22 protein-coding genes are annotated in these 22,502 nt (G+C 74.3%); 13 read left to right on the forward strand and 9 right to left on the reverse strand.

Going from position 1 to position 22,502, the window contains the following annotated elements; translation table 11 throughout:
- The first annotated feature begins 38 nt into the window (after nucleotides 1–38).
- Nucleotides 39–686: a maleylpyruvate isomerase family mycothiol-dependent enzyme gene (locus AB0D28_RS09990; RefSeq protein ID WP_357384139.1), complete on the forward strand. Its 648-nt coding sequence runs from the start codon at nucleotides 39–41 to the stop codon at nucleotides 684–686.
- A gap of 138 nt (nucleotides 687–824) precedes the next feature.
- On the opposite strand, the gene map is transcribed toward AB0D28_RS09990, so the two are convergent.
- Nucleotides 825–1,598, reverse strand: a complete 774-nt coding sequence (map, locus tag AB0D28_RS09995; protein ID WP_357384141.1) for a type I methionyl aminopeptidase — start codon at nucleotides 1,596–1,598, stop codon at nucleotides 825–827.
- 66 nt (nucleotides 1,599–1,664) lie between these two features.
- Here map and AB0D28_RS10000 point away from each other — a divergent pair, with 66 nt between their 5' ends.
- The 4 genes from AB0D28_RS10000 (at nucleotide 1,665) to bla (ending at nucleotide 4,178) form a co-directional block, all read left to right on the forward strand.
- Nucleotides 1,665–1,955, forward strand: coding sequence for a helix-turn-helix transcriptional regulator (locus AB0D28_RS10000; RefSeq protein ID WP_357384143.1), 291 nt, complete (start codon nucleotides 1,665–1,667; stop codon nucleotides 1,953–1,955).
- A 47-nt stretch (nucleotides 1,956–2,002) separates the two neighbouring features.
- A complete protein-coding gene (locus tag AB0D28_RS10005; protein ID WP_357384145.1) occupies nucleotides 2,003–2,608 on the forward strand; it encodes a DUF6518 family protein in 606 nt (201 codons plus the stop codon).
- A gap of 15 nt (nucleotides 2,609–2,623) precedes the next feature.
- Nucleotides 2,624–3,181: a dihydrofolate reductase family protein gene (locus tag AB0D28_RS10010; RefSeq protein WP_357384147.1), complete on the forward strand. Its 558-nt coding sequence runs from the start codon at nucleotides 2,624–2,626 to the stop codon at nucleotides 3,179–3,181.
- A gap of 76 nt (nucleotides 3,182–3,257) precedes the next feature.
- Nucleotides 3,258–4,178 carry a class A beta-lactamase gene (gene bla, locus AB0D28_RS10015; RefSeq protein WP_357384149.1) on the forward strand — a complete coding sequence of 307 codons (921 nt, stop codon included), beginning with the start codon at nucleotides 3,258–3,260 and terminating at the stop codon, nucleotides 4,176–4,178.
- A 12-nt stretch (nucleotides 4,179–4,190) separates the two neighbouring features.
- On the opposite strand, the gene AB0D28_RS10020 is transcribed toward bla, so the two are convergent.
- Nucleotides 4,191–5,669, reverse strand: a complete 1,479-nt coding sequence (locus tag AB0D28_RS10020) for a glutamate--cysteine ligase (protein ID WP_357384151.1) — start codon at nucleotides 5,667–5,669, stop codon at nucleotides 4,191–4,193.
- A 185-nt stretch (nucleotides 5,670–5,854) separates the two neighbouring features.
- On the opposite strand from AB0D28_RS10020, the gene AB0D28_RS10025 reads away from it, so the two are divergent.
- Nucleotides 5,855–6,196 carry a DUF3817 domain-containing protein gene (locus AB0D28_RS10025; RefSeq protein ID WP_357384153.1) on the forward strand — a complete coding sequence of 114 codons (342 nt, stop codon included), beginning with the start codon at nucleotides 5,855–5,857 and terminating at the stop codon, nucleotides 6,194–6,196.
- Nucleotides 6,197–6,293: 97 nt separating this feature from the next.
- Here the strand turns inward: AB0D28_RS10025 and AB0D28_RS10030 are convergent, their stop codons facing one another.
- A complete protein-coding gene (locus AB0D28_RS10030; protein ID WP_357384287.1) occupies nucleotides 6,294–6,842 on the reverse strand; it encodes a hypothetical protein in 549 nt (182 codons plus the stop codon).
- A gap of 142 nt (nucleotides 6,843–6,984) precedes the next feature.
- Between AB0D28_RS10030 and AB0D28_RS10035 the strand changes: the two genes are divergently transcribed.
- Genes AB0D28_RS10035 through AB0D28_RS10045 form a run of 3 tightly spaced genes read left to right on the forward strand, consistent with a single transcriptional unit; the run spans nucleotide 6,985 to nucleotide 10,948 of the window.
- Nucleotides 6,985–8,109, forward strand: a complete 1,125-nt coding sequence (locus tag AB0D28_RS10035) for a Vms1/Ankzf1 family peptidyl-tRNA hydrolase (protein ID WP_357384155.1) — start codon at nucleotides 6,985–6,987, stop codon at nucleotides 8,107–8,109.
- The gene (locus tag AB0D28_RS10040) at nucleotides 8,102–9,850 is read left to right on the forward strand and encodes a thiamine pyrophosphate-binding protein (protein ID WP_357384157.1); all 1,749 of its coding nucleotides are present in this window, start codon (nucleotides 8,102–8,104) and stop codon (nucleotides 9,848–9,850) included. The genes AB0D28_RS10035 and AB0D28_RS10040 overlap by 8 nt, the downstream gene beginning before the upstream one ends.
- A 51-nt stretch (nucleotides 9,851–9,901) precedes the next feature.
- Entirely contained in the window at nucleotides 9,902–10,948 is a 1,047-nt protein-coding gene (locus AB0D28_RS10045) for an iron-containing redox enzyme family protein (RefSeq protein ID WP_357384159.1), read from the forward strand.
- Between the two features lie 84 nt (nucleotides 10,949–11,032).
- On the opposite strand, the gene AB0D28_RS10050 is transcribed toward AB0D28_RS10045, so the two are convergent.
- Nucleotides 11,033–11,257, reverse strand: coding sequence for a CDGSH iron-sulfur domain-containing protein (locus AB0D28_RS10050; RefSeq protein WP_357384161.1), 225 nt, complete (start codon nucleotides 11,255–11,257; stop codon nucleotides 11,033–11,035).
- A gap of 188 nt (nucleotides 11,258–11,445) precedes the next feature.
- On the opposite strand from AB0D28_RS10050, the gene AB0D28_RS10055 reads away from it, so the two are divergent.
- Nucleotides 11,446–12,855 carry a hypothetical protein gene (locus AB0D28_RS10055; RefSeq protein ID WP_357384163.1) on the forward strand — a complete coding sequence of 470 codons (1,410 nt, stop codon included), beginning with the start codon at nucleotides 11,446–11,448 and terminating at the stop codon, nucleotides 12,853–12,855.
- Between the two features lie 244 nt (nucleotides 12,856–13,099).
- A complete protein-coding gene (locus AB0D28_RS10060) occupies nucleotides 13,100–14,233 on the forward strand; it encodes a SigB/SigF/SigG family RNA polymerase sigma factor (protein WP_357384165.1) in 1,134 nt (377 codons plus the stop codon).
- Nucleotides 14,234–14,338: 105 nt separating this feature from the next.
- On the opposite strand, the gene ctaD is transcribed toward AB0D28_RS10060, so the two are convergent.
- The 5 genes from ctaD to AB0D28_RS10085 form a co-directional block, all read right to left on the reverse strand.
- Entirely contained in the window at nucleotides 14,339–16,342 is a 2,004-nt protein-coding gene (ctaD, locus tag AB0D28_RS10065) for a cytochrome c oxidase subunit I (RefSeq protein WP_357384167.1), read from the reverse strand.
- Nucleotides 16,343–16,430: 88 nt separating this feature from the next.
- Nucleotides 16,431–17,162, reverse strand: a complete 732-nt coding sequence (locus tag AB0D28_RS10070; protein WP_357384169.1) for an ATP-binding protein — start codon at nucleotides 17,160–17,162, stop codon at nucleotides 16,431–16,433.
- 155 nt (nucleotides 17,163–17,317) lie between these two features.
- On the reverse strand, nucleotides 17,318–17,770 hold the full coding sequence (locus AB0D28_RS10075; RefSeq protein ID WP_357384289.1) for a DUF4383 domain-containing protein: 453 nt from the start codon (nucleotides 17,768–17,770) through the stop codon (nucleotides 17,318–17,320).
- 115 nt (nucleotides 17,771–17,885) lie between these two features.
- On the reverse strand, nucleotides 17,886–19,040 hold the full coding sequence (locus tag AB0D28_RS10080; RefSeq protein ID WP_357384171.1) for a glycosyltransferase: 1,155 nt from the start codon (nucleotides 19,038–19,040) through the stop codon (nucleotides 17,886–17,888).
- 28 nt (nucleotides 19,041–19,068) lie between these two features.
- The gene (locus AB0D28_RS10085; protein WP_357384173.1) at nucleotides 19,069–20,082 is read right to left on the reverse strand and encodes a glucosyl-3-phosphoglycerate synthase; all 1,014 of its coding nucleotides are present in this window, start codon (nucleotides 20,080–20,082) and stop codon (nucleotides 19,069–19,071) included.
- Between the two features lie 213 nt (nucleotides 20,083–20,295).
- On the opposite strand from AB0D28_RS10085, the gene AB0D28_RS10090 reads away from it, so the two are divergent.
- Both AB0D28_RS10090 and AB0D28_RS10095 read left to right on the forward strand, forming a co-directional pair.
- Complete coding sequence (locus tag AB0D28_RS10090) at nucleotides 20,296–21,318, forward strand: Gfo/Idh/MocA family oxidoreductase (RefSeq protein WP_357384175.1); 1,023 nt, start codon at nucleotides 20,296–20,298, stop codon at nucleotides 21,316–21,318.
- Nucleotides 21,311–22,399 (forward strand): zinc-binding dehydrogenase, encoded by a 1,089-nt coding sequence (locus tag AB0D28_RS10095; RefSeq protein ID WP_357384177.1) that lies wholly within the window; start codon nucleotides 21,311–21,313, stop codon nucleotides 22,397–22,399. Before AB0D28_RS10090 ends, AB0D28_RS10095 begins: the two co-directional genes overlap by 8 nt.
- Nucleotides 22,400–22,502: the final 103 nt, after the last annotated feature.

Raw genomic sequence — 22,502 nt, forward strand, 5'->3', positions numbered from 1 at the left:
CGTGGTTCCATCTCTGACGACCCGACCCTGGAGGCTTCATGTCCGACACGCTGACCCGCCGTGAGCTGTGGGCGCTCGCGCACGCCGAGCGCGCCGCACTCGCCGACGACCTCGCCGGACTCGACGCGGCTCAGTGGGCGCGGCGCTCGCTGTGCGGCCGGTGGACGGTGCAGGAGGTGGTCGCGCACCTGACCGCGGCGGCGAGCGTCGGCCGCGCCCGCTGGGTCGCCAGCGTGGTCGGCGCCCGGTTCGACTTCGACCTGCACAACGACCGCCGGCTGGCCGAGCACCGGGGCGCCGGCCCGGGGGAGACGCTCGACCGGTTCCGCCGGATCATCGGCAGCACCACGTCGACGTTCGGCCCGACCGAGGCGTGGCTCGGTGAGGTGGTCGTGCACGCCCAGGACATCCGGCGTCCGCTCGGCCTGGCAGGGACGCCCTCGGTCGAGGCGGTCACGCCGGTCGCCCGGTTCTACGCCGGGCGGGACTTCACAGTGAACGGTCGCAGCGCCATCGACGGCCTGCGGGTGGAGGCGACCGACGGGCCGTTCACCGCCGGCACCGGTCCGTTGGTCAGCGGCACCACCCTCGCGCTGACGATGGCGATGGCCGGGCGGGCCGCCTATTGCGACGACCTCACCGGGCCGGGCGTGCAGACGCTGCGGGAACGCTGCACGCCTGCTTGACGACGGCCGGCGGCGTCGGGAACGCGGGAGAGCCGCCGGTCGGGTGCTTGCGGCGGGTCCGGTCGGCGCGGCGGATCCCGATCACCGCGGGCGAGACCGATCGGCGCGGGCAGGGTGCCAGGGCGTCGGCGGCCCGGGTCACGACCTCGGCAGTGTCAGGATCTCCGCGCCGTCGTCGGTGATGGCGATGGTGTGCTCGCTGTGCGCGGTGCGGCAGCCGGTCGCGCTGCGCAGCGTCCACCCGTCGGCGTCGGTGACCAGCGTGGCGGTGTCCGCCATCACCCACGGTTCCAGCGCCAGCAGCAGCCCGGGGCGCAGCGGGTAGCCGCGCCCGGGCCGGCCGGTGTTCGACACGTGCGGGTCCTGGTGCATGGTCGAGCCGACACCGTGACCGCCGAACTCGGTGTTGACCGAGTAGCCGGCTTCGGTGAGGACCGAGCCGATGGCGTACGAGAGGTCGCCGACGCGCGCGCCGGGACGGGCCGCGGCGATCCCGGCGCGCAGCGCCCGCTCGGTGGCGTCGATCAGCGCGACGCTCTCCGCGGGCCGGGCCTCGCCGACGAGGAAGCTGATCGCGGAGTCGGCCACCACCCCGCCCAGCGAGATGGCCAGGTCGAGGCTGAGCAGGTCGCCGTCGGCGAGCGCGTAGTCGTGCGGCAGCCCGTGCAGCACCGCGTCGTTCACCGAGGTGCAGATGTAGTGGCCGAACGGTCCGCGCCCGAACGACGGCTCGTAGTCGACGTAGCAGGACTGCGCCCCGGCCTCGGTGATCATGCACTGTGCCTGCCTGTCGATGTCGAGCAGGTTCGTGCCGACGGTGGTGCGGCTGCGCAGCGTCCGCAGGATGTGGGCGACCAGGGCGCCGGTGTCCCGCGCCCGCCGTACGTCGGTGGGGCTCAGGATCTCGATCATGCGGGCGCCTTCCTCGCGCGACCAATAAGTATCCCGGTCATGTTATCCCGGTATTAGAATCCTGGCATGGTCCGGTTGCCCCTCACCCCCGCCGAGGTCGAGCGCGGGCAGCGTCTGGGCGCGCTCCTGCGCCGTGCCCGTGGGGAGCGCTCGATGCTGCTCACCGCGCTCGACGCCGGCGTGTCGCCGGAGACGCTCCGGAAGATCGAGTCCGGCCGGGTCGCCACGCCCGCGTTCCCCACCATCGCGGCCATCGCCGACGTCCTCGGTCTCTCCCTCGACGAGGTGTGGTCCGAGATCAACCGATCCGACGCCGCGGTGCGTCTTGCGCCGTCCGAGCGGCGGCTGGCCTCGTAGGGCCGCCCCGTCGACGGGGGAGCATACCGAGTATGTATGCTCCCGGCATGCCACCCTCGCGTCGCGCCGTCACCCTCGTCGTCCCCGTCGCCGGATTCCTGCTCGGCTTCCTGGACTTCGTCTGGATCAAGTGGGTGCCGTACCCGTTCGCCGAACTCGGCAACTCCACAGCCACCTGGGCCGTGGCCGCGTTCGCGCTGGGCTGGTGGATCCGGTCGGGCGCGGTACGCGCCGCCGTCGCCGCCAGCATCCTGCTGATCGTCGCGGTGCCCAGCTACTACCTGGCGGCGACGCTGCTCCAGGGCGACGACCTCGCGATGATCTGGGCGCTCACCTCGTTCGTCTGGATGGCTTTCGGCGTGGTGGCGGGCGTGGTGTTCGGTGTCGCCGGGATCTGGGCGCGGACCGACGGGTGGCGGCGCGTCGTGGGGGTCGCGCTGCCGGTGGCCGTGTTCGTCGAGGAGGCGCTGCGGTTCGCGCTGAAGTCCGGGTCCTATCCCGGAGCCTGGTGGAACGTGGCGATCGACCTCGGACTCGCCGCGTTGCTGGTGGTGCTGATCGGCCGGTCCGCCCGGGTGCGGCTGCTGGCCGCCGCCACGGCGCTCCCGCTGGCCGCGCTCGGCGCGCTCACGTTCACCGTCGTCGCCGGCTGACTAGACTCGCAGGCCATGGGATCGCTCGTCTTCAGCCTCAACCTCACACTGGACGGTTGCGTCGACCACCGGGAGGGGGTCGTCGACGACGAGTCGCACGCCTATTTCACCCGCCTCATGGACGAGTGCGGGGCGGTGCTGTGGGGTCGCGTCACCTACGAGTTGATGGAGGCCTACTGGCCGGCCGTCGCCCGCGGCGACCGGGAGGCGGCGCCGGCGATGCGTGAGTGGGCGGCCAAGCTGGAGGCCAAACCCAAAGTCGTGGTGTCGGCGACGCGCACGGACTTCCCGTGGGCCAACAGCCACCACATCGCCGGCGACCTGCGCGAAGGGGTGCGGAAGCTGAAGGACGCGACCCCGGCCGGCGTCCTTCTCGGAAGCGGCGGGCTCGCGGCCGAGCTCGACCGGCTGGACCTGATCGACGAGTACAGGCTGCTCATCCATCCCCGGATCGCCGGTCACGGCCCGACGCTGTACGAGGACGGGCTGCCCGGCACACGCCGGCTCGAACTGCTCTCGGCGCAGCCGTTCCGCAGCGGCGTGGTGGCCATGCACTACCGCCGCGCGTGCTGACCCACCGGAGTCCGTCGCCGTCAGCTCGCCATCGGCCGCGACCGGTGACGACGACGCCCGGCCGGGGGAGAGGCCGATGAGGCGACGGCAGGCGATCGCGGCGGTGCTCACGACGGCTCTGGCGGCCGGCTGCACGACGGACCGGCCCGCCTCCGCGCCCCGGACCACCGCGTCGGCCGCATCGACCACCTCGGCGACGCAGAGCCCCTCGCCGGTGCCCGCGCCGCCGGAACTGGCGGCCCTGGAACGGCGCTCCGGCGCCCGGATCGGCGTCTACGCCGTCGACACCGGCACCGGCCGCACCCTGGCGCACCGCGCCGACGAGCGGTTCGCGTACGCGTCGACCTGCAAGGCGCTCGCGGCGGGTGCGATGCTCGCCGCCACGTCCGACGCCGAGCGGGACCGGGTGGTCCGCTACCGGCGCGCCGACCTGGTGGCGCACTCGCCGGTGACCGAACGGCACGTGGACACCGGGATCACGCTGCGGGACGCCGCCGAGGCGGCGGTGCGGTACAGCGACAACACCGCCGGCAACCTGCTGTTCGACGCGCTCGGCGGTCCGGACGGCTTCGCGCGGGCGCTCCGCGACGTGGGCGACCGGGTCACCCGGCCCGCCCGCACCGAGCCGGAGCTGAACGCGGCCACACCGGGCGACGAGCGCGACACCAGCACGCCCCGCGCGCTGGCCGGTTCGCTGCGCGCGTACACGCTGGGTGACGCCCTGCGGCCCGCGGACCGCGACCTGCTGCTGGGCTGGATGCGGGCCAGCACCACCGGGAGTGGCCTGGTCCGGGCCGGCGTGCCGGACGGCTGGCAGGTGGCGGACAAGTCCGGCACCGGCGGGTACGGCACCCGCAACGACATCGCCGTGATCTGGCCGCCCGGCCGGGCGCCGATCGTGCTGGCCGTCCTGTCGAGCCGGGACGGCCGCGACGCGAAGCCCGACGACGCAGTGGTCGCCGAGGCCGCGAAGGCGGCAGTGACGGCGCTGCGCTGACCTCCCGCCCGGTCAGGGGATCGGCCACTCGTGCACCGGCCGGTTGCTGTGCATCAGGTCGACGTAGTGGCGGACCACCTCGCGCAGGGCCGCCGGCCGGTCCATGTGGTCGGCCGACTCCAGCCGGTGCAGCGTCTCCACCTGCCACGTCGCGCCGTTGCGGCCGGTCAGGCAGCGCTGCTCGACGATGCCGAGCAGCCGGTCCCGTTCCGCCGGGTCCAGGCCCCACCGGTCCAGTCCCAGATGGGCCAGCGGCAGCAGCCGGCGCAGCACCAGCTCGGTCACCGGCAGGTAGCCCAGCCCGGGCCAGAACACCTGCGCGTCGATGCCGTGCCGGGCGCAGGCGTGGAAGTTCTCCTCGGCCGCGCTGAAGGACATCTGCGACCACAGCGGACGGTCGGCCTCGGCGAGCGCCCGTACCAGGCCGAAGTAGAACGCGCCGTTGGCGACCGTGTCCAGCACGGTCGGCCCGGCCGGCAGCACGCGGTTCTCCACCCGCAGGTGCGGCCGGCCCTTGGGCGCGTCGTACACCGGGCGGTTCCACCGGTAGACGGTGCCGTTGTGCAGGCGCAGCTCGGCCAGCTTCGGCACCCCGCCGCTGTGCAGCGTGGCCGCCGGGTCCTCCGGGTCGCAGACCGGCAGCAGCGCCGGGAAGTAGCGCACGTTCTCCTCGAACAGGTCGAACACCGAGGTGATCCAGCGCTCGCCGAACCACACCCGCGGGCGTACGCCCTGGGCCTTGATCTCCTCCGCCCGGGTGTCGGTGGCCTGCTGGAACAACGGCACCCGGGTCTCGCGCCACAGCTCCCGGCCGAAGAACAGCGGAGAGTTCGCGCCGAGCGCCACCTGGATGCCGGCTATCGCCTGGGCCGAGTTCCAGTAGTCGGCGAACTGCGCCGGGCTGACCTGGAGGTGGAACTGGGTGCTGGTGCACGCCGCCTCCGGCGTGATCGTGTCGGCGGTGGTGGCCAGCCGCTCGACCCCGCTGATCGCGATCGGCAGGTCCTCCCCGCGGGCGGCGAAGATCTGCTCGTTGAGCAGCGCGTACCGGGGGTTCGCCGACAGCGTCTCGGCGGTCAGGTGCTCGGGACGCAACGTCGGCAGGATCCCGATCATCACCATGTGCGCGCCGACCGTGCGGGCCTTGGACTCGGCGGCGTTCAGGCTGGCCCGCACGTGCTCCTCGAACGCGGCGGTGCCGGTGCCGGCCAGCCGTCGCGGCTCGACGTTGATCTCCACGTTGAACTGGCCCAGCTCGGTCTGGAACGCCGGGTCGGCGATCGCCTCCAGCACGTCGGCGTTGCGCATGGCCGGGTCGAAGCCGTCGTCGACCAGATTCAGCTCGATCTCCACGCCGGTCATCGGCCGCTCCACGTCGAACCGGGACTCGCGCAACATCTCGGCGAACACGTCCAGGCACCGCCGGACCTTCTCGCGGTAGCGGGCCCGATCCTCCCGGCTGAAGGTCCGCACGCCGACGTCCTCGCCCATGGTCACCACCCTGTCACAGTTGGTTCTTCCCAACCTCGCACGGAGCGGCGGGTCAGGAAAGGCCCGGGGGCCTTTCTGTACCCCGTGTCGGCCCCGGTGACCCCCGTCGCGGCGGTCCGGGTTGCGTCCGGACGGACCGGTCCGGGCGGCTAGCATGGGCGGCCGACGGCGAAGGGGAGTGGCTGATGCGCGACGGGTGGACCCGGGCGTTCGTGGTGGTGGCGTTCGCCGAGGCGTGCTCCTGGGCGGCGCTGCTGGCCGGCATGGCGGTCAAGTACGGCCCGCCCGGAAACGAGATCGGCGTCAAGATCTTCGGGCCGATCCACGGCGGGCTGTTCGTGCTCTACGGGCTGCTGACGCTCCTGGTGGCCCGCCGGCGCCGCTGGACCCTCGTGCAGACCGGGCTGGCCCTGGCCGCCGCCGTGCCGCCGTTCGCCACAGTGCTGTTCGAGCGCTGGGCGCAGCGCCGGGGTCTGCTCGACACGCCCGCCGCGGCCGAGCGGCCGCTCACTCCCGCCGGTCGCTGAGCGCGGCCGCTCACCCCCGCCGGTCGCAGCGCGCGACAGGCTCCTCGGTGAGGGAGACGGCGAGCTCCGGGCGGATCACCGTGTGCCGCGACACGCCCTACGTGAGCGCCGAGCAGGCGGCCACGCCGAACAGCAGCACGGCACCCAGCGTCGCCTGCAGCAGCAGCGCCGGCCCCAGGTGCGACCAGAGCGTGGCCGTACGCGGGGTCAGCAGTTGCCCGGTGGTCAGGTTGACGATCCGCTCGATCCGCGGCGGCAGGTCCTCGTCGCGCTGCCCCCGCAGCGTGAGCTGGACGTGGTCGCCCGGGTGCAGCGCGCTCTGCGGCAGGTGGCCGTGCAGCTCGACCTCGACGAGCCGGCCGGTGGTGTCGCGTACCCGGACCGGGGTGACCAGGAACTCCGGCCCCTTCTTCAGGTCCTTGAAGCTGCGCCGGGCCCCGCCGCCGCCACTGCTGAGCAACGCGCGCACCACCTTCAGCAGCAGCCCCACCACTCCCGCGGCGGTGAGTACCGCGACCAGCACGGGCTGCCCGACCCGGACCTCCCGGGCATAGCCCTCCAGCAACCGGACCAGACGCCCGGTGACGACGCGTTCCGTCGGGTGGACGACGCGTCGGTCGTACAGCTCCGTGCCCATGTTCACCACCGAGAGTCCCGTTGCGTGCACAGATGGTATCGATCCTTCGGGTTGAACGACGTGAATGAACAGCGGTCACGCCCGGGCCGCCGGCAGGTGAACTCCGCCGGGGCGCGGGTATGCGTGCGGCCGAGCCGGAAAGGGGTCGAGCATGCAGCTGTCCTTCCTGCGCCCGCTCTACGACCGTCCCGGGCCGTGGTGCTCGGTCTACATGGACGCCTCCCGCGACACCCAGGACGCGCGAGCGCAGGTCGACCTGCGCTGGCGGGCCCTCAAGGGCGACCTGCTGGGGCAGGGCGCCGACCCGCTCACCGTCGAGGCGGTGGAGGAGGTCGTCCGCCGGCACCAGCCGATGCCCGGCGACTACGGCATAGCCGTGTTCGCCAGCCGGGGTCGCGTGGTGCTCACCGAGTACCTGTCCGCGCCACCGCTGCGCGACCTGGCCAGCTGGTCGGCGCTGCCGCACACCATGCCGCTGGTGGCCCAGCGCGGCGAGCAGGTGGCCTGGGTGCGGGTGCTGGCCGACCGTACCGGCGCGGACGCGATGGCGGTCAGCGCCGGCGGGGTGCCCCGGCGGGCCCAGGTGCGGGGCGGGCAGAGCCGCCAGCTGCGCCGGGTGCAGCCGGGCGGCTGGTCGCAGTCCCGCTACCAGCGTGCCGCCATGGAGGCGTGGCACCAGAACGCCGGTGACGCCGCCGCGGCCACCGCCGACCTGGCCGAGCGGGTCGGTGCCGACGTCGTCGTGGTGGCCGGGGACGTCCGGGCCACCGGCATGATCGCCGCCCAGCTGCCCGCGCGGTGGCAGGACGTGCTGGTCCGCACCGACGCCGGCGCCCGCGACGTGGGCGCTGACGACACGCTGATGGACGACATCACGGTGCAGACCGTCGCCGAGGTCGCCGACCGGCGCGTCACCGCCGCGCTGGACCGTTTCGGCGTTCAGGAGGACGTCGGCGCCGGCCTGGACGCCGTGGTCTCCGCGCTGCAACGCAACCAGGTCGACACCATGCTCATCGTGGACGACGCGTCGGCCGACGGCGAGCTGTGGGTGGGCCCCGAGCCGACCGAGATCGCCACCGACCGGGCGCAGCTGGCCGACATGTCGGTGGCCGACCCCCAGCGGGTACGCGCCGACGCGGCGCTGCTGCGCGCGCTGATCGGCACCGACGCGGACCTGACAGTGCTCGCGCCGGAGGAGGCGCCGGAGCTGACCGACGGGGTCGGCGCGGTGCTGCGCTACGTCGACGCGGGCACGCCGGGGCGCGGCAATGGCTGAGCGGATCGTCGCCGACCTGGTGGTCGAACGCCTGCGGGCCTGGCGGGTACCGCGGGTGTTCGGCTGTCCGGGCGCGGCGGTCGCCCCGCTCGTGGGCGCGCTCGACGACGCGGGCGGGGATCCGGCGTTCGTCCCCGCCCGGCACGAGGAGACCGCCTCGTACATGGCCACCGGGCACGCGAAGTTCACCGGCGGCGTCGGGGTCTGCCTGGCCACCCAGGGGCCCAGCGCGGTGCACCTGCTCAACGGCCTCTACGACGCGAAGCTCGACAGCAAGCCGGTGGTCGCGATCGTCGGCGAGGACGTCACCGGTCCGCTCGGCGGCGCGCACGAGGAGATCGGGCTGAGCCGGCTCTTCGGCGACGTGTGCAACCAGTTCGTCCGCTACGGCCGCCGGCCCGAACAGGTGCCGGCGCTGCTGGACCAGGCGTTCCGTACCGCAGTGGCGACCCGCAGCCCGACCTGCGTGGTGCTGCCGCGGGCGTTGCAGGTCACCGCCGTGCCGGACCTGCTGCCGCAGGCCGCCGGGGTGGTCACCGCGACGCCCGGCGAGCCGCTGGCCCGGGTCATGCCGCACGACGCCGACCTGGACGCCGCCGCCTCGCTGCTCGGCAACGGGCAGCGGGTGGCGATGCTGGTCGGGCAGGGCGCGCACGGCGCGGCCGGGGAGATCGTCGCGCTCGCCGACCGGCTCGGCGCGGGCGTGGCCACGTCGCTGCTGGGCAAGCCGGTGCTCGACGAGCGGCTGCCGTTCCACACCGGCGTGCTGGGCGAGGTCGGCACCACCGCCGCCGCGCAGCTCATGGGCGCCTGCGACACACTGCTGATGATCGGCACCAACGATCCGTGGACCGACTGGTTCCCGATGCCCGGCCAGGTACGCACCATCCAGATCGACATCGACGGCCGGCGCATCGGCACCCGCTACCCGGTGGACGTGCCGCTGGTCGGCGACGCCGCCGAGACGCTGCGGGCGCTGCTGGCCCGGGTGCCGGAGCATCCCGGCCGCGAGTGGCGCGGCACGGTGGAGAAGATGGTGGACCGGTGGCGGGGAGCCGCCGCCGAACGCGCCGCCTCGCCCGCCGACCCGGTCGACCCGCGGCTCGTGCTCCGCGAGCTGTCCGCCCGGCTGCCCCGGCGCGCCGGTGTCGCGGTCGACGTCGGCTCGGTCGTCTACTGGTACGCCCGGCACCTGGAACTGCCACCGGGGGTGCAGGCCCGGCTGTGCGGCACGCTCGGCTCGATGGGCTGCGCGCTGCCGTACGCGGTAGCGGCCAAGCTGGCCCGCCCGGACGAGCCGGTGTTCGCCCTGCTCGGCGACGGCGCGATGCAGCTCAACGGCCTGGCCGAGCTGATCACGGTGGCGCACCACTGGCCGCAGTGGCGCGACCCCCGGCTGATCGTGCTGGTGCTGAACAACAGGGACCGGTCCGGCGTCGGTGGCGGCCGGTCAACGGGAGAGCGGCGACCCGAGGTGCCGTACGCCGGGTGGGCCCGCCTGCTCGGGCTGCACGGCGTACGGGTGGACCGGCCCGACCTGGTCGGCGCCGCCTGGGACGAGGTGCTGGCGGCCGACCGGCCCGCCGTCCTGGAGGCGGTGGTGGATCCGGCCGTGCCGCTGGACGCGCCCGAACCGGCGCTGGCCGACCTGCGCGGCCTGGTGGCCGACGGGGACGCCGCCCGCCGGGTACGGGAGCGGGTGATCCAGACCGAGGCCATCGCGGCCGACGAAGTCGTTTAGCGGCATCGGGGCGGGGCACTGCGACCGGGCGCAACCGTCCCGGGAGGTCACATGTCAGTCGCCGCCGTCAGCCGATACGGCCCCGCGCCGCTGCCCGCGGCGCGCGGGCCGGTCTCCGCCGCGCTGCTGACCGCGCTGCGCGGGGCGCCGGGGGAGCTGCCGGCCGGGCTGGGTGCCGGGTTCGAGGCGGTGGCCGCGCCGCTGACCGACGAGGATCTCCAGCTCACCCTGTTCCTCTGCTACGAACTGCACTACCGGGGCCTCTGCGGCGTCGACGAGGAGTGGGAGTGGGAGCCGTCGCTGCTGGCGCTGCGCGCCCGCGCCGAGCGGCCGTTCGAGGCGGCGCTTCGCGAGCTGGCCGGCCCGCTGCCCGCGGTGCTGCCGGCCGCCGTGCCCGGCGCGCTGGCCGGCCTGGTGGCCGCCGACGACGGGCCTCCGCTGGCCGCGACGCTGCAACGGCGGGCCGACCTCGGCCGGTTCCGCGAGTTCGTCGTCCACCGCTCGATCTACCACCTGCGCGAGGCCGACCCGCACAGCTGGGCGCTGCCCCGGCTCGGCGGGCCGGCGAAGGCGGCGCTGGTGGAGATCCAGACCGACGAGTACGGCAACGGCCGGCTGGACCTGATGCACGCCGAGCTGTTCCGCACCACGATGGACCGGCTCGGCCTGGACACCGGCTACGCCGCCCACCTGGACCGGGTACCGGCGGTGACACTGGCGACGAACAACATGATGTCGCTGTTCGGCCTGCACCGGCGGCTGCGCGGGGCGCTGCTCGGGCACCTGGCCGCGTACGAGATGACCTCGTCGTTGCCGAACCGCCGGTACGGCAACGGACTGCGCCGGCTCGGCTTCGACGCGGTCGCCACGCGCTTCTACGACGAGCACGTCGAGGCCGACGCCGTGCACGAGCAGATCGCCGCGTACGACATGTGCGGCGGGCTGGTCCGGGCCGAGCCGGCGCTCGCGTCCGACGTGCTGTTCGGCGCCGCCGCCGCGCTGGCGCTGGACGGCCTGTTCGCGGCACACCTGCTGACCGCCTGGTCGGCCGGCGGGTCGTCCCTGCGCCCGCCCCAGCGCACTCTGGCCGCCGCCTGACGCGATCTTGCACTTCGGGCCCTCTGAGTGCCCGGTTCGGGAGGTTTGCCGGGGCCCGAAGCGCAAGATCGGCGAGGGTGGGGGTCAGGGCTCGCGGTCGCTGCCCGCCCGGAAACCGGTCACCTTGTGCGTGCCGTCGCAGAACGGCTTGATCGCGCTCTTGCCGCATCGGCACAGCGCCACGGTGCCCTGGCGCGTCTCGATCGGCGTGCCCTCGGGCGTGACCAGCGCGAAGTCGCCGCGTACCAGCAGCGGTCCGTCCCGGTACGGGGTGATGGTCGCCGCCGGGGTGCTCTCGTCGTCGGGCATGCGCGGTGCAGTGCCCGTCCCCGTCCGGCCCAAACCCGCACCCGAGCGCCGTTGCGCCCGCGACGGCGGGCACGCGGCGCGACGGCGTACCTGGGTGTGGCGGGCGCTGCCGTTACCGGGCGGGCCTTGGTCCTGACCCGTGGGGAGATGCCCCGTTTAGACCCCAGAGGGACGGGAAGCCGGGCCGCGTGGTGAGCGAACGAGTCGAACGGGTCAGCGGCGCCGGCCTGCCCGCGGAGCGGGTGGTGGCCGCCGGTAGCGCCGCCCGGATCCTGGTCGCCGCGACCGTCCGGGCGCTGCGTGGCGACGACTGCGCCGACCTCGGCCACCCGGGCGCGCTGTCCCGCCTCACCGGCGCGCCCGAGCCGGTACGCCGCGCCGCCGCCGTCCGGTCCGCCGGGCGGGCGGCGCTCACCGCCGGTCAGATCGCCGCCGTGGACGCCGAACGGGTGGCCGGGTGGTTCACCGGTCAGTACCCGGACCGGCGCTGGCCCGGCGTGGTCCTCGGCTCGCCGCACGGCGCCGCCGCCCACCTCGCGGTGGCGCTCGGCGTGCCCTGGCTGCCGGCCGGATTCGAACTGGCCGGGCAGTGGACCAGGGGGGCGGTGGACCGCCCGGACGCCGCGCTCGCGCACGGGGCCACGCTCGCCGCCCGGCTGCTCGACGGCAACCCGCGCGTGCACGTCCGCCAGGTGCACTGCCCGGCCAGCCGGGGCGCGGCGGCCGGCGCGGCGGTCACGTTCGCGGTGCGCTGGCGCACGCTGCCGAAGGCGTACGCGCGCTTCCTGGCCGACCGGCTGGAACCGGCCGCTCCGGTGCTGCTGCTGCACGACGCCCGGACCTGGCCGGTCCGTGACGGCGGCGACGGGCACAGCTTCCAGTCCGGCTGCCCGGCCGGCGGCCTGGACCCGGTCGACTTCCACCCGGACGCCCACGCCCTCGGCGCGGTGCTGCGCGCGGCCGGCGGGGACGAGAAGCGCTGGACCGCGCCGGAGGTCACGGTGGCGGGCGCGTTCGCCGAACACGGCGTGGAGCCCGGTTTCGAGCACGACGCCCGCTCCTTCGGCGACCGGCACGGGCATCCGCTGCACCGGGTGGTCGTGCCCCAGCCCGACGCGCTCAGCGCGGTGACCGCCGACCTGTACCGGCGCTGGCTGCGCCGGGCCGGCAAGACCGGGGACCGGCTGGTGGTGGAGTGCGGCCGGCTGCTCGACCCGGGGCAGGTGCTGCGGGCCGGGCTGGTGCCCTACTGGTGCGAGAACGCCACCGCGCGCCGGGTCGCCGGCGTCGAGTGGTGGCTGGCCGGCAGCGAGCCGTTCAGCTCGGTGGACGTGCTGCCCGAGCCGCCCGGTCTGCGCTCGCCCGCGTACGCGGGACTGCCCCAGTGGCTGGCCGTGGCCGGCTTCGGGCGGCGCCGGCGGGCAGTGGACCGGGGCGCCGCCCGGGGCTACCCGGTCGCCTCGGTACCCACCCGACGTGCCACGGAGGTGTTGCGCAACCAGCCCTGCGACCTGCCCGTGCCGCCGCCGCTGCGGATGGCCGAGGCGCTCACCGCGCTGCGTGACGCGGGCGCCCACCAGGGCCTGCTGGTCTGCTGACCGCCGCCGGGCACGGCTGCCCGGCCAACCTGGCGAAACATCCTCGCGATCCTGCGGTCCGTGATTGAGTACCTACGGAGCGGGAAGACCGCTCGCCGCGAAACGGCCCACGACGCCGTGCGGCGGGTAGCCGCCGCTCTCGACGTAATCCGTCACGTAACCCAACTTCCTCACCCGGAGCGTGGTGCGACCACGCGCACGACCGGTTCCGACCGGGCGGGGGCTCTTTGGCGAGGGGGCGCGGATGTTCGGACAGACCACCACACCCACACCACCGACCACCGACCGGGGTCTGGAGGACCTGGACGCCGCGGCGCTCGCGTACGCGGCCCGGATCGAAGGGCTGCCACCGGAGCGGCGGCAGGAGGCGCGGGACGACCTGGTCCGGTTCGCGTTGCCGTTCGCCGGCCGGCTCGCCCGCCGCTACCGGGGACGCGGCGAGCCGCTGGAGGACCTGGAGCAGGTGGCGCGTCTCGGCCTCGTCAACGCCGTCGACAGGTACGACCCGGAACGCGGCTCGTTCACCGCGTACGCGGCCATCACGATCGTCGGCGAGATCAAACGGCACTTCCGCGACCGCACCTGGGGCGTGCACGTGCCGCGCCGGCTGCGGGACCTGATCCTCGAGGTGGGACAGGCGACGGCGACGCTGACCAGCGAGCTTTCCCGCGCTCCCACGGTGGCCGAGCTGTCCGCCCGGCTGGAGACGCCGGAGGAGGAGATCCTGGCCGCGCTGGAGTCGGCCGCCGGCTACAGCCCGGCGTCGCTGAACGCGCCGGTGGGCGGGGAGAGCTCGGCCGAGTTCGGCGACCTGGTCGGCGAGTCCGACCACGCGCTGGAGTCGGTGGACGACCGGGTCACCGTCAGCGGCCTGCTGCACCGGCTGCCCTGGCGGGAGCGCCGCATCCTGGCGATGCGCTTCTACGGCAACCAGACCCAGGCGGAGATCGCCGCCCGGTTCGGCATCTCGCAGATGCACGTGTCCCGGCTGCTGTCGCGGGCGCTGACCTGGCTGCGCCAGGCGATGCTCGCCGACGCGCCGCCGCCCTGGCAGAACGGCACGGCCGAGGCCGAACCGGCGAAGGCCCGGATCTCGGTGAGGCAGAACGGCGACCGGGTGGTCGTCGAGGTCGGCGGCGAGGTGGACCGGGCCGGCGCGGACCAGTTGCGCCGGGCCGTGCTCCAGGCGGTCACCGGGCAGCCGCGCGAGGTGGTGGTCGACCTGGTCGGGGCCGGTGGCTTCGACGCCGGTGGAATCGCCGCGCTGATGGCCGGCCGGGACGCCGCCGCGCGTACCGGTGTGCCGCTGCGGCTGACCCGGGTGCAGCCGGCGGTGCGCCGCTCCCTGGTCGCGGCCGGACTGCCGCCCGCCGACTGACCCGCCGCACGCACGTACCGCGCCGGCTTCCCGCCTTGGGGAGCCGGCGCGAGGCGTACGACCAGAGGGCCGGCGCCGTGCGGCGCCGGCCCTCTGGCGGTGTCCTCAGTTGTCCGGCGTGTCCCCGTGCCCGCGCGGGTGCCGCCACCTGTCGTCCGGCTGGTCGCCGCGTTCGGCGTTGAGCGCGCTGCCCTCCGGTTCGTCGGTCTCCTCGAAGCTGGGCCGGCGCACCTCCTCCGGCTCCGGCACCTCCACCGGCCGGGCCCCGGACTGCGGCGCCGGCTGGTAGTCCACCGCCTCGGGCGCCCCGTACGCGCCGCCGAGCGACGGCGCCTGCGGCACGTCCCGCTCGTGGTGCAGCTCCTCGCGGAACGTCTGCGGCGGCTTGGTGGTGCGCTGCGGCAGGTCCCGGCCCAGGTCGGAGACGAGCGGGCCGTACTTGAGGTCGAACGCCGGCCGCTCGGAGCGGATGCGCGGCATCCGGTCGAAGTTGCGCAACGGCGGCGGGCAGCTGGTGGCCCACTCCAGCGAGTTGCCGAAGCCCCACGGGTCGTCAACGGTGACCACCGCGCCGTACCGCCACGACTTCCAGATGTTCCAGATCACGAACAGGGTGGACGCGCCGAGGACGAACGAGCCGATGCTGGAGATCGTGTTCAGCGTGGTGAAGCCGTCGCCGGGCAGGTAGTCGGCGTAGCGGCGGGGCATGCCCTCGTTGCCCAGCCAGTGCTGCACCAGGAAGGTGGCGTGGAAGCCGATGAACATGGTCCAGAAGTGCATCTTGCCCAGCCGCTCGTCGAGCAGCCGCCCGGTCATCTTCGGGAACCAGAAATAGAGGCCACCGAACGCGGCGAAGACGATGGTCCCGAACATCACGTAGTGGAAGTGCGCCACCACGAAGTAGCTGTCGGTGACCTGCCAGTCCACCGGCGGGCTGGCCAGCAGCACCCCGGTCAGGCCGCCGAGCAGGAACGTCACCAGGAAGCCGACGGCGAACAGCATCGGTGTCTCGAAGGTGATCTGGCCCTTCCACATGGTGCCGATCCAGTTGAAGAACTTCACCCCCGTGGGCACCGCGATCAGGAAGCTCAGGATGCTGAAGAACGGCAGCAGCACCTGCCCGGTGGCGAACATGTGGTGCGCCCAGACCGTCATCGACAGCACGGTGATGGCGACGGTCGCCAGCACCAGGCCGGTGTAGCCGAAGATCGGCTTGCGGGAGAACACCGGGATGATCTCGGTGATGATGCCGAAGAACGGCAGCGCGATGATGTAGACCTCGGGGTGGCCGAAGAACCAGAACAGGTGCTGCCAGAGCATCGGCCCGCCGGTCGTCGAGTCGAACACGTGCGAGTGCAGCAGCCGGTCCGAGGCCAGCGCCATCAGCGCGGCGGCCAGCAGCGGGAAGACGAAGATCACCAGGACGCTGGTGAGCAGCGCGTTCCAGGTGAAGATCGGCATCCGGAACATGGTCATGCCGGGGGCGCGCAGCGTCACGATCGTGGTGATCAGGTTGACCGCGCCGAGGATCGTGCCCAGACCGGACACGGCCAGGCCGACCACCCACAGGTTGGCGCCGACGCCGGGGGAGTGCTGCGCGGTGCTCAGCGGCGTGTACGCGGTCCAGCCGAAGTCCGCCGCGCCGGCCGGGGTGGCGAACCCGCCCACGACCATCAGCGCGCCGAGGAAGTAGAGCCAGTACGCGAACGCGTTCAGCCGGGGGAACGCCACGTCGGCGGCGCCGATCTGCAGCGGCACCAGGTAGTTGGCGAACCCGAAGAACAGCGGGGTGGCGAACAGCAGCAGCATCACCGTGCCGTGCATGGTGAACATCTGGTTGTACTGCTCGGGGGAGACGATCTGCATCCCCGGCCGGGCCAGCTCCGCCCGGATGATCAACGCCAGGACGCCGCCGACGATGAAGTAGGCGAACGACGTCATCAGGTAGAGCATGCCGATCTGCTTGGCGTCGGTGGTACGCAGCAGACGCCACAGCGCGTTGCCCTTCACCGCCTCCCGCGTCGGTCCGGGGAACCCCCCGAACCGGGCCGGCGCCAGGATCGCGGGCCCTCGGTCTCGTGCCGGTTCCGTGACTACCCGCTTGGGCATGGCATCTCACCCCGTGGTGACGACAGACAGGACGGGCGGGCGTACCCGGCCCTTTGCCCATGTAACCAGGCGAGAGCGGAGAATTCGGTCAATTAGCCGGGAGCATGGCCCAGACGACCTTGCCGGCACCGACCGGAGTGCTGCCCCAGCGCTGGGTCAGCTCCCGCACCAGCATCAGCCCGCGGCCCCCCTCGGCGCGCGGGTCACGGCTGGTCGCCGCGCGGGCGTCGGCGGGGTTGCCGTCCATCACCGCGACCCGCAGGTACGGCCGGCGCAGCGTCAGCGTCACCTGCATCGGCGTGCCGGCGTGTCGCACCACGTTGCCGACCAGCTCGCTGAGCACCAGCGAGGCCGGACCGGCCAGCTCGGGCACGTTCCACCTGCCGCACGCCTCGGTGACCAGTTCCCGGGCCCGCCGGCAGGCGCCGGTGACCGGCTCCAGCCGGACCCGCAGCCGGGGCGCCGCCGCCGCGCCGGCCAGCGCCGTCGCCTCGGCGCAGTCCCGGCGGACCGGCACGACCCGGCAGGCGGTGGTCTCAGCCAGCCAGGCCGCCGTCTCGGCGCAGGGAGCGGCGAGCACCATCGGCACCGCCGGCCAGTCCGCGGCCCGCCGCGCCGCGGCGGCGAAGACGGACAGCGCCAGCGGTTCGCCGACCTCGATCTCCTCCAGGTCGACCACGAGGGCGTCCGGCTGCGCCGCGAGGCAGCGGTCCAGCACCTCGTGGACCGCGCGCATCGTGGTCAGGTCGAGCGCTCCGGCCAGCCGTACGACAGTGACCGGCGACTCGTCGCGGACCTCGCACCTGATCCGGGTCACCATCGCCGCCTCGTTTCCATCTCGTCGGGGAGGGTCGCCCTCGCCGGGGAGGGCCGCCCGGTCGGGGTCGGTCGCCGCCGTCCCGCAGCCGGAGGACTACCGACGTACCCGGGCCCCGGACCGGCGAAACCGGGCGTCCGGGGCCGCCGGTGGGCAGGTCAGTGACGGTCCCCACGGCGTGCCGCGAACAGCCCCAGCGCCAGCATGGCGGCGCCCAGCAGCAGGTGCAGCCACGAGTCGGCGCGGTTGACCGCGAGCGCGTTCGCCGCGTCGCGGCGGTCGACGGCCAGCCCGTAGAGCCACAGCGCCAGATAGACCGCCCCGGCGCCGACCAGGAACGCGCGGGCCCCGGCCACCGTGCGGGCCAGCACCAGCCCGGCCGCGCCGAGCACCAGGTGCACCAGGTTGTGCACGGCCGAGACCTGGAACACCCCGAACAGCCGGGCGCCGGAACCCGGCCCGGCGAAGCGCAGATCCGCGAAGTCGCCGGTGATGCCCGGCACGAAGCCCAGCGCGCCGAGCAGCAGCAGGAGCACGGCGAACCCGGAGGCGATCCGGCGTACCGGCGCCCGCCCGTCGGCCGGGTTGCGCCGCGCCCGGGAGTGCGCCATCGAGTTCGTCACGCCGGCCTCCTCGCCACCGCGGGATGCGCCGGTTTCCCGCGCCCGGCGGGGGCAAACGCCGGCCCGGCCACGCGGGGCGGGCCGGTGGACGTGGTCGACCGGGTCAGGCGGGCTGCAACGGCAGCGCCACGCCCGCCCGGACCCGGTCGTACAGCTCCACGTACCGCTGCGCCATCCGGGCCGGGGTGAACCGCCGGGCCGCCTCTCGCCGGCACTCGGCCGGATCCAGCCCGGCGGCGGCGAGCACCAGGTCACCCAGCTCCTGCTCGTCGCCGGTGAGCAGGCCGGTACGGCTGTGCTCGATCAGCTCGGGCAGGCAGCCGCGGGCGGTGGCGACCACCGGCGTGCCGAGCGACAGCGACTCGACCACGGCGGTGCCGCCCGGTTCCTCCCAGCGCAGCGGGAACAGCGACGCGCGCGCGGAGGCGACCAGGTCGTCGCGCTCCCGCCCGGCCACCGTGCCGACCCAGCGCACCCGGTCGCCGTCGACGTGCGGCGCGACGTGGTCGTAGAAGAAGCGCACGTCCGGGTTCTGCCGCGCCTCGTCGCCGGCCGCGGCCAGATCCTCCGGCCGGTGGTACGGGCCGACCGGCCCGGCCAGCACCAGCCGGAAGCCCGCCTCGTGGGCCAGCCGGGCGCCCAGGTCCTGCCCCTTGCCGGGGTTGATCCGGCCGAGGATGACCACGTGGTCGCCCTTGGGCGCCGGCGGCTGCCGGTCCGCGTCCACGGCGAGGGGGGTGGACAGGTGCACGTGCCCCACCGAGTGCGCGCGCAGGGCCTCGGGGGCGCGCGCCAGCTGCGACGCGGAGACGCCGTTCACCCGTACCCGGTCGCCGCCGTCGAGGTTGCCGTACAGCTCGGGGTGCTTGGCGAGGTCCCAGTGCAGCGTGTGCAGCACCGGCGGGGCGTCCGGGCCCATCGCGGCGAGGGTGGCCAGCCCGACCGCCTCCACGTGGTCGTGCACCAGGTCGATGTCGTCGCGGGCGTGCAGCGTGCGCACCACGCCGGACAGGTGCGCCTGGGAGACGCCGCAGACCTGGTTGTACGGCCGCTGCAAGGCGTGGAACTGGCCGTCCGGGAAGACGGCGATCTTCTCGTCGACCGGCAGCGTGCTGCTCTCCACCGAGGCCAGCACCACCCGTACGCCCAGCCTGCGCAACTCCGGCACCAGGGTGGCGATCACGTTCTCGATGCCGCCGTAGCCGGGTGGCGGCACGGACAGCCACGGCCCGGCGTTCATCAGCACGGTGAGCGTCATGTGCTTTCCTCTCCCGGGCTCGTCCCGCTCACGCGGCGACCCGGCGACGGGGGAGACGGTGCCGCAACTGCGCCAGCGGCGGGCGTTCCTGCACTGACACGTCGTTCACCACGATCTCGCGGTCCAGGTTGGGCAGCGCCTCCGAGCCGCCCCGGCGGAACTGGGTCAGCAGCGCGGTCGGCGCCGTCCCGGGCGCGGCCCACCCGCGTCGTTGCAGCCGGGACCAGGCGGTCAGCATGATCTGCGCCGACATCCGGCCCAGCGCGGCGGTGTCCTGGTGCCGGTGCTTGCGCTCACCCAGGTCGACCTGGGCCAGCGCGTCGAGCCCGACCAGTTCCAGCAGGTCGATCAGCATGGCCGTCTCGACGCCGTAGCCGGTGACGAACGGCACCCGCTCCAGCACCTCCCGGCGGCCGGCGTACTCACCCGCCAGCGGCTGCACGAAACCGGCCAGCTCCGGCCAGAACAGGTTCAGCAGCGGCCGGGCCATCAGCTCCGTCACCCGCCCGCCGCCGTCGGGCTCCACGCTCGTCGCGCCGACCAGCGGCCGGTGGTAGAAGCCCTTCACGAACTCCACGCTCGGGTCGGTGAGCAGCGGGCCGAGCAGCCCGGTCACGAAGTGCGGCCGGAACTCGCGCAGGTCGGCGTCGACGAACGCGACCACGTCCCCCTCGGCCGCGGCCAGGCCGGCCCAGAGCGCGTCGCCCTTGCCGGTCAGCCGGGGCAGCCCGCTGGTCATCGCGTCCTGGCTGACCACCTCGGCGCCGGCCGCGCGCGCGACCCGGGCGGTCCGGTCCGTGGACCGGGAGTCGACCACGATCAGCTCGTCGACAAGCGGTACGCGGTCCATCAGGTGTTCCCGGACCGTCGACACGATCGCGCCGACCGTCGCCTCCTCGTTGCGTGCGGGCAGCACGACGCTGACCCGGCTGTTCCCCTTGGCCCGCACCAGTAGTTGCGCCGGCCAGTCGGCGGCGGTGCTGGTGCGGTACGTGGCCCACGCCTCCACCACTGGTGAGACGGTCGAATCTGACTCCCGCACGGGCACCCCCATCGATGGTGGAATCGCTGACCTGGTTTTCCCAATCCCGCATCCGCGCTAACCGGATCTTGCCCAACAACCTGATCACCTGGCGCGTACCGGGAGGTTCCGGGCGGATGAACGTTACGTTGCGCCCCCGGCGGCGTTTGGCGCGACGCCGTCGGGGGGAGTGGTGACCCCAGTCTCTGGAGTCGTGGCGAGAGGTTGTGGTCGATGCGTGCCTGCCGGGTGGGACTTGTCGGAGCCGGCGGGGTGGCGCAACGCCACGCCCGGGTGCTCACCGGCTTCGAGGACGTGGAACTGCTCGGCGTGACCGACGTCGCGCCGGACGCGGCGCGGTCGCTCGCCGGCACGTACGGCGGCCGGGTGTTCCGCGACGTGGACGAGCTGCTCGCGGCCGGCCCGGACGCGGTGTACGTGTGCGTGCCGCCGTTCGCGCACGGACCGGCCGAGGAGGCGGTGGTCGCCGCCGGGGTGCCGATGTTCGTGGAGAAGCCGGTGGCGCTCGACCTGGACACCGCCGAGCGGATCGCGGCCCTGGTGGAGCAGCGGGGACTGCTCACCGGCGTCGGGCACCACTGGCGCTACCTGCACGTGGTCGAGGAGGCCCGGCGGCTGCTCGCCGGCCGTCCGGTCCGGATGGTGAACGGCGCCTGGCTGGACAAGGTGCCTCCGGTGGCCTGGTGGGCGCGGCGGGACCGCTCCGGCGGCCCGGTGGTCGAGCAGGCCGCGCACGTGCTGGACCTGATCCGGCTGCTGGCCGGCGAGGCGGTCGAGGTGAGCGCGTACGGCGACGGCGCCCCGCCGCCGGTCGACGGCGCCGACATCGACTCGGTGACCGCTGCCACGCTGCGCCTCGGTTCCGGCGCGGTCGGCACGCTCGCCGCGTCCTGCGTGCTCGGCTGGAAGCACCGGGCCGGCGTGGAGGTCCTCGCCGACGGGCTGGCGCTGTGGCTGTCCGAGGACGGCCTGACAGTGCGCGACGGCGACGGCGAACGGCACCTGCCCGCCGATCCGGACGCCGCGCGGGTGGCAGTCGACCGGGCGTTCGTCGACGCCGTGTGCGGCCTCGGCGACGACGTCCGGGTGCCGTACGCCGAGGCGCTGCGCACCCACCGGCTCGCGCTCGCGGTGGCCGAGTCGGCGCGTACCGGGCGGCCGGTGGCGCTGCCGACCGGCCCGGCGGCCCGGCTCACCGCGGCGGTCGCGGACGCGGGGGTGAGCGTCGATGCGTGACCGGGTGGTGGTGGTCCCCGGCCCCGGCCGGGTCGAGCTGGCCGAACTGGACGCCCCGGAGCTGCGCGACGGCACGTTCCGGGTGGAGACGCTCTACAGCGGCGTGTCCGCCGGCACCGAACTGAGCTTCGTCAAGGGCACCAACCCCTACCTGCACGTCACCTGGGACGCCGCGCTCGGGCTGTTCCGGCCCGGGGAGGCGGCCACGCCGTACCCGGTGACCCGGCTCGGCTACATGCAGGTGGGGCGCGTGGTGGAGAGCCGGACCCCGGCCGTCGCGGTGGGCGAGGTCGGCGCCATGACGTACGGGCACCGCAGCGGCTGGGTCGCCGACCCGCTCGCCGAGCGGTTCGTGCCGCTGCCCGACGACCTGGACCCGCTGCTCGGCGTGTACGTGGCGCACATGGGCCCGATCTGCGCCAACGGGCTGCTGCACGCCGCCGCCGACCTGTGCGGCACGGACGTGCGCACGCTCGGCGACGGCGTACGCGGCCGCCGGGTCGCTGTGGTCGGGGGCGGCGTGGTCGCGCTGCTGACCGCGCTGTTCGCCCGCCGGCACGGCGCAGCCTCGGTGGTGGTGGTCGACCCGACGCCGGCCCGGCGGCAGGTCGCCGAGGCGCTCGGCCTGGACACGCTCGACCCGGACGCCGACGACCCGGCAGTGGTGCTCAAGACACGGTGGAACCACGCCGCCGGGGACCGGGGCGCCGACGTGGTCTTCCAGTGCCGTGGCCAGGACTGGGCGTTGCAGCTCGCGCTGCGCCTGCTGCGCCCGCAGGGCACGGTGATCGACCTGGCGTTCTACCAGGCGGGCGCGGACGCGGTGCGGCTCGGCGAGGAGTTCCACCACAACGGGCTGTCGCTGCGCTGCGCGCAGATCGGCCGGGTGCCGCGCGGGCTGGCCCCCACCTGGGACCGGGAGCGGCTGTCCGCGGAGACGGTGGAGCTGCTGCGCCAGTACGGCGACGTGATCCGCAAGCACCTGATCTCGGCCGTGGTCCCGCTGGACGAGGCCCCGGCCCTGCTGACCGACCTGGCCGAACGCCGCCGCACCGAACTCCAGGTGATCCTCACCCCCTGACGGGCCCTCGCCCGAGCGCGTCGATCATGAGGTTGGCGGCGACAAAACGGACACGAAACGCCGTCAACCTCATGATCGACGGAAGCGGACCGGAAGGGGTGGA

The organism is Micromonospora sp. NPDC048169, from assembly GCF_040652815.1.
Taxonomy (GTDB): domain Bacteria; phylum Actinomycetota; class Actinomycetes; order Mycobacteriales; family Micromonosporaceae; genus Micromonospora.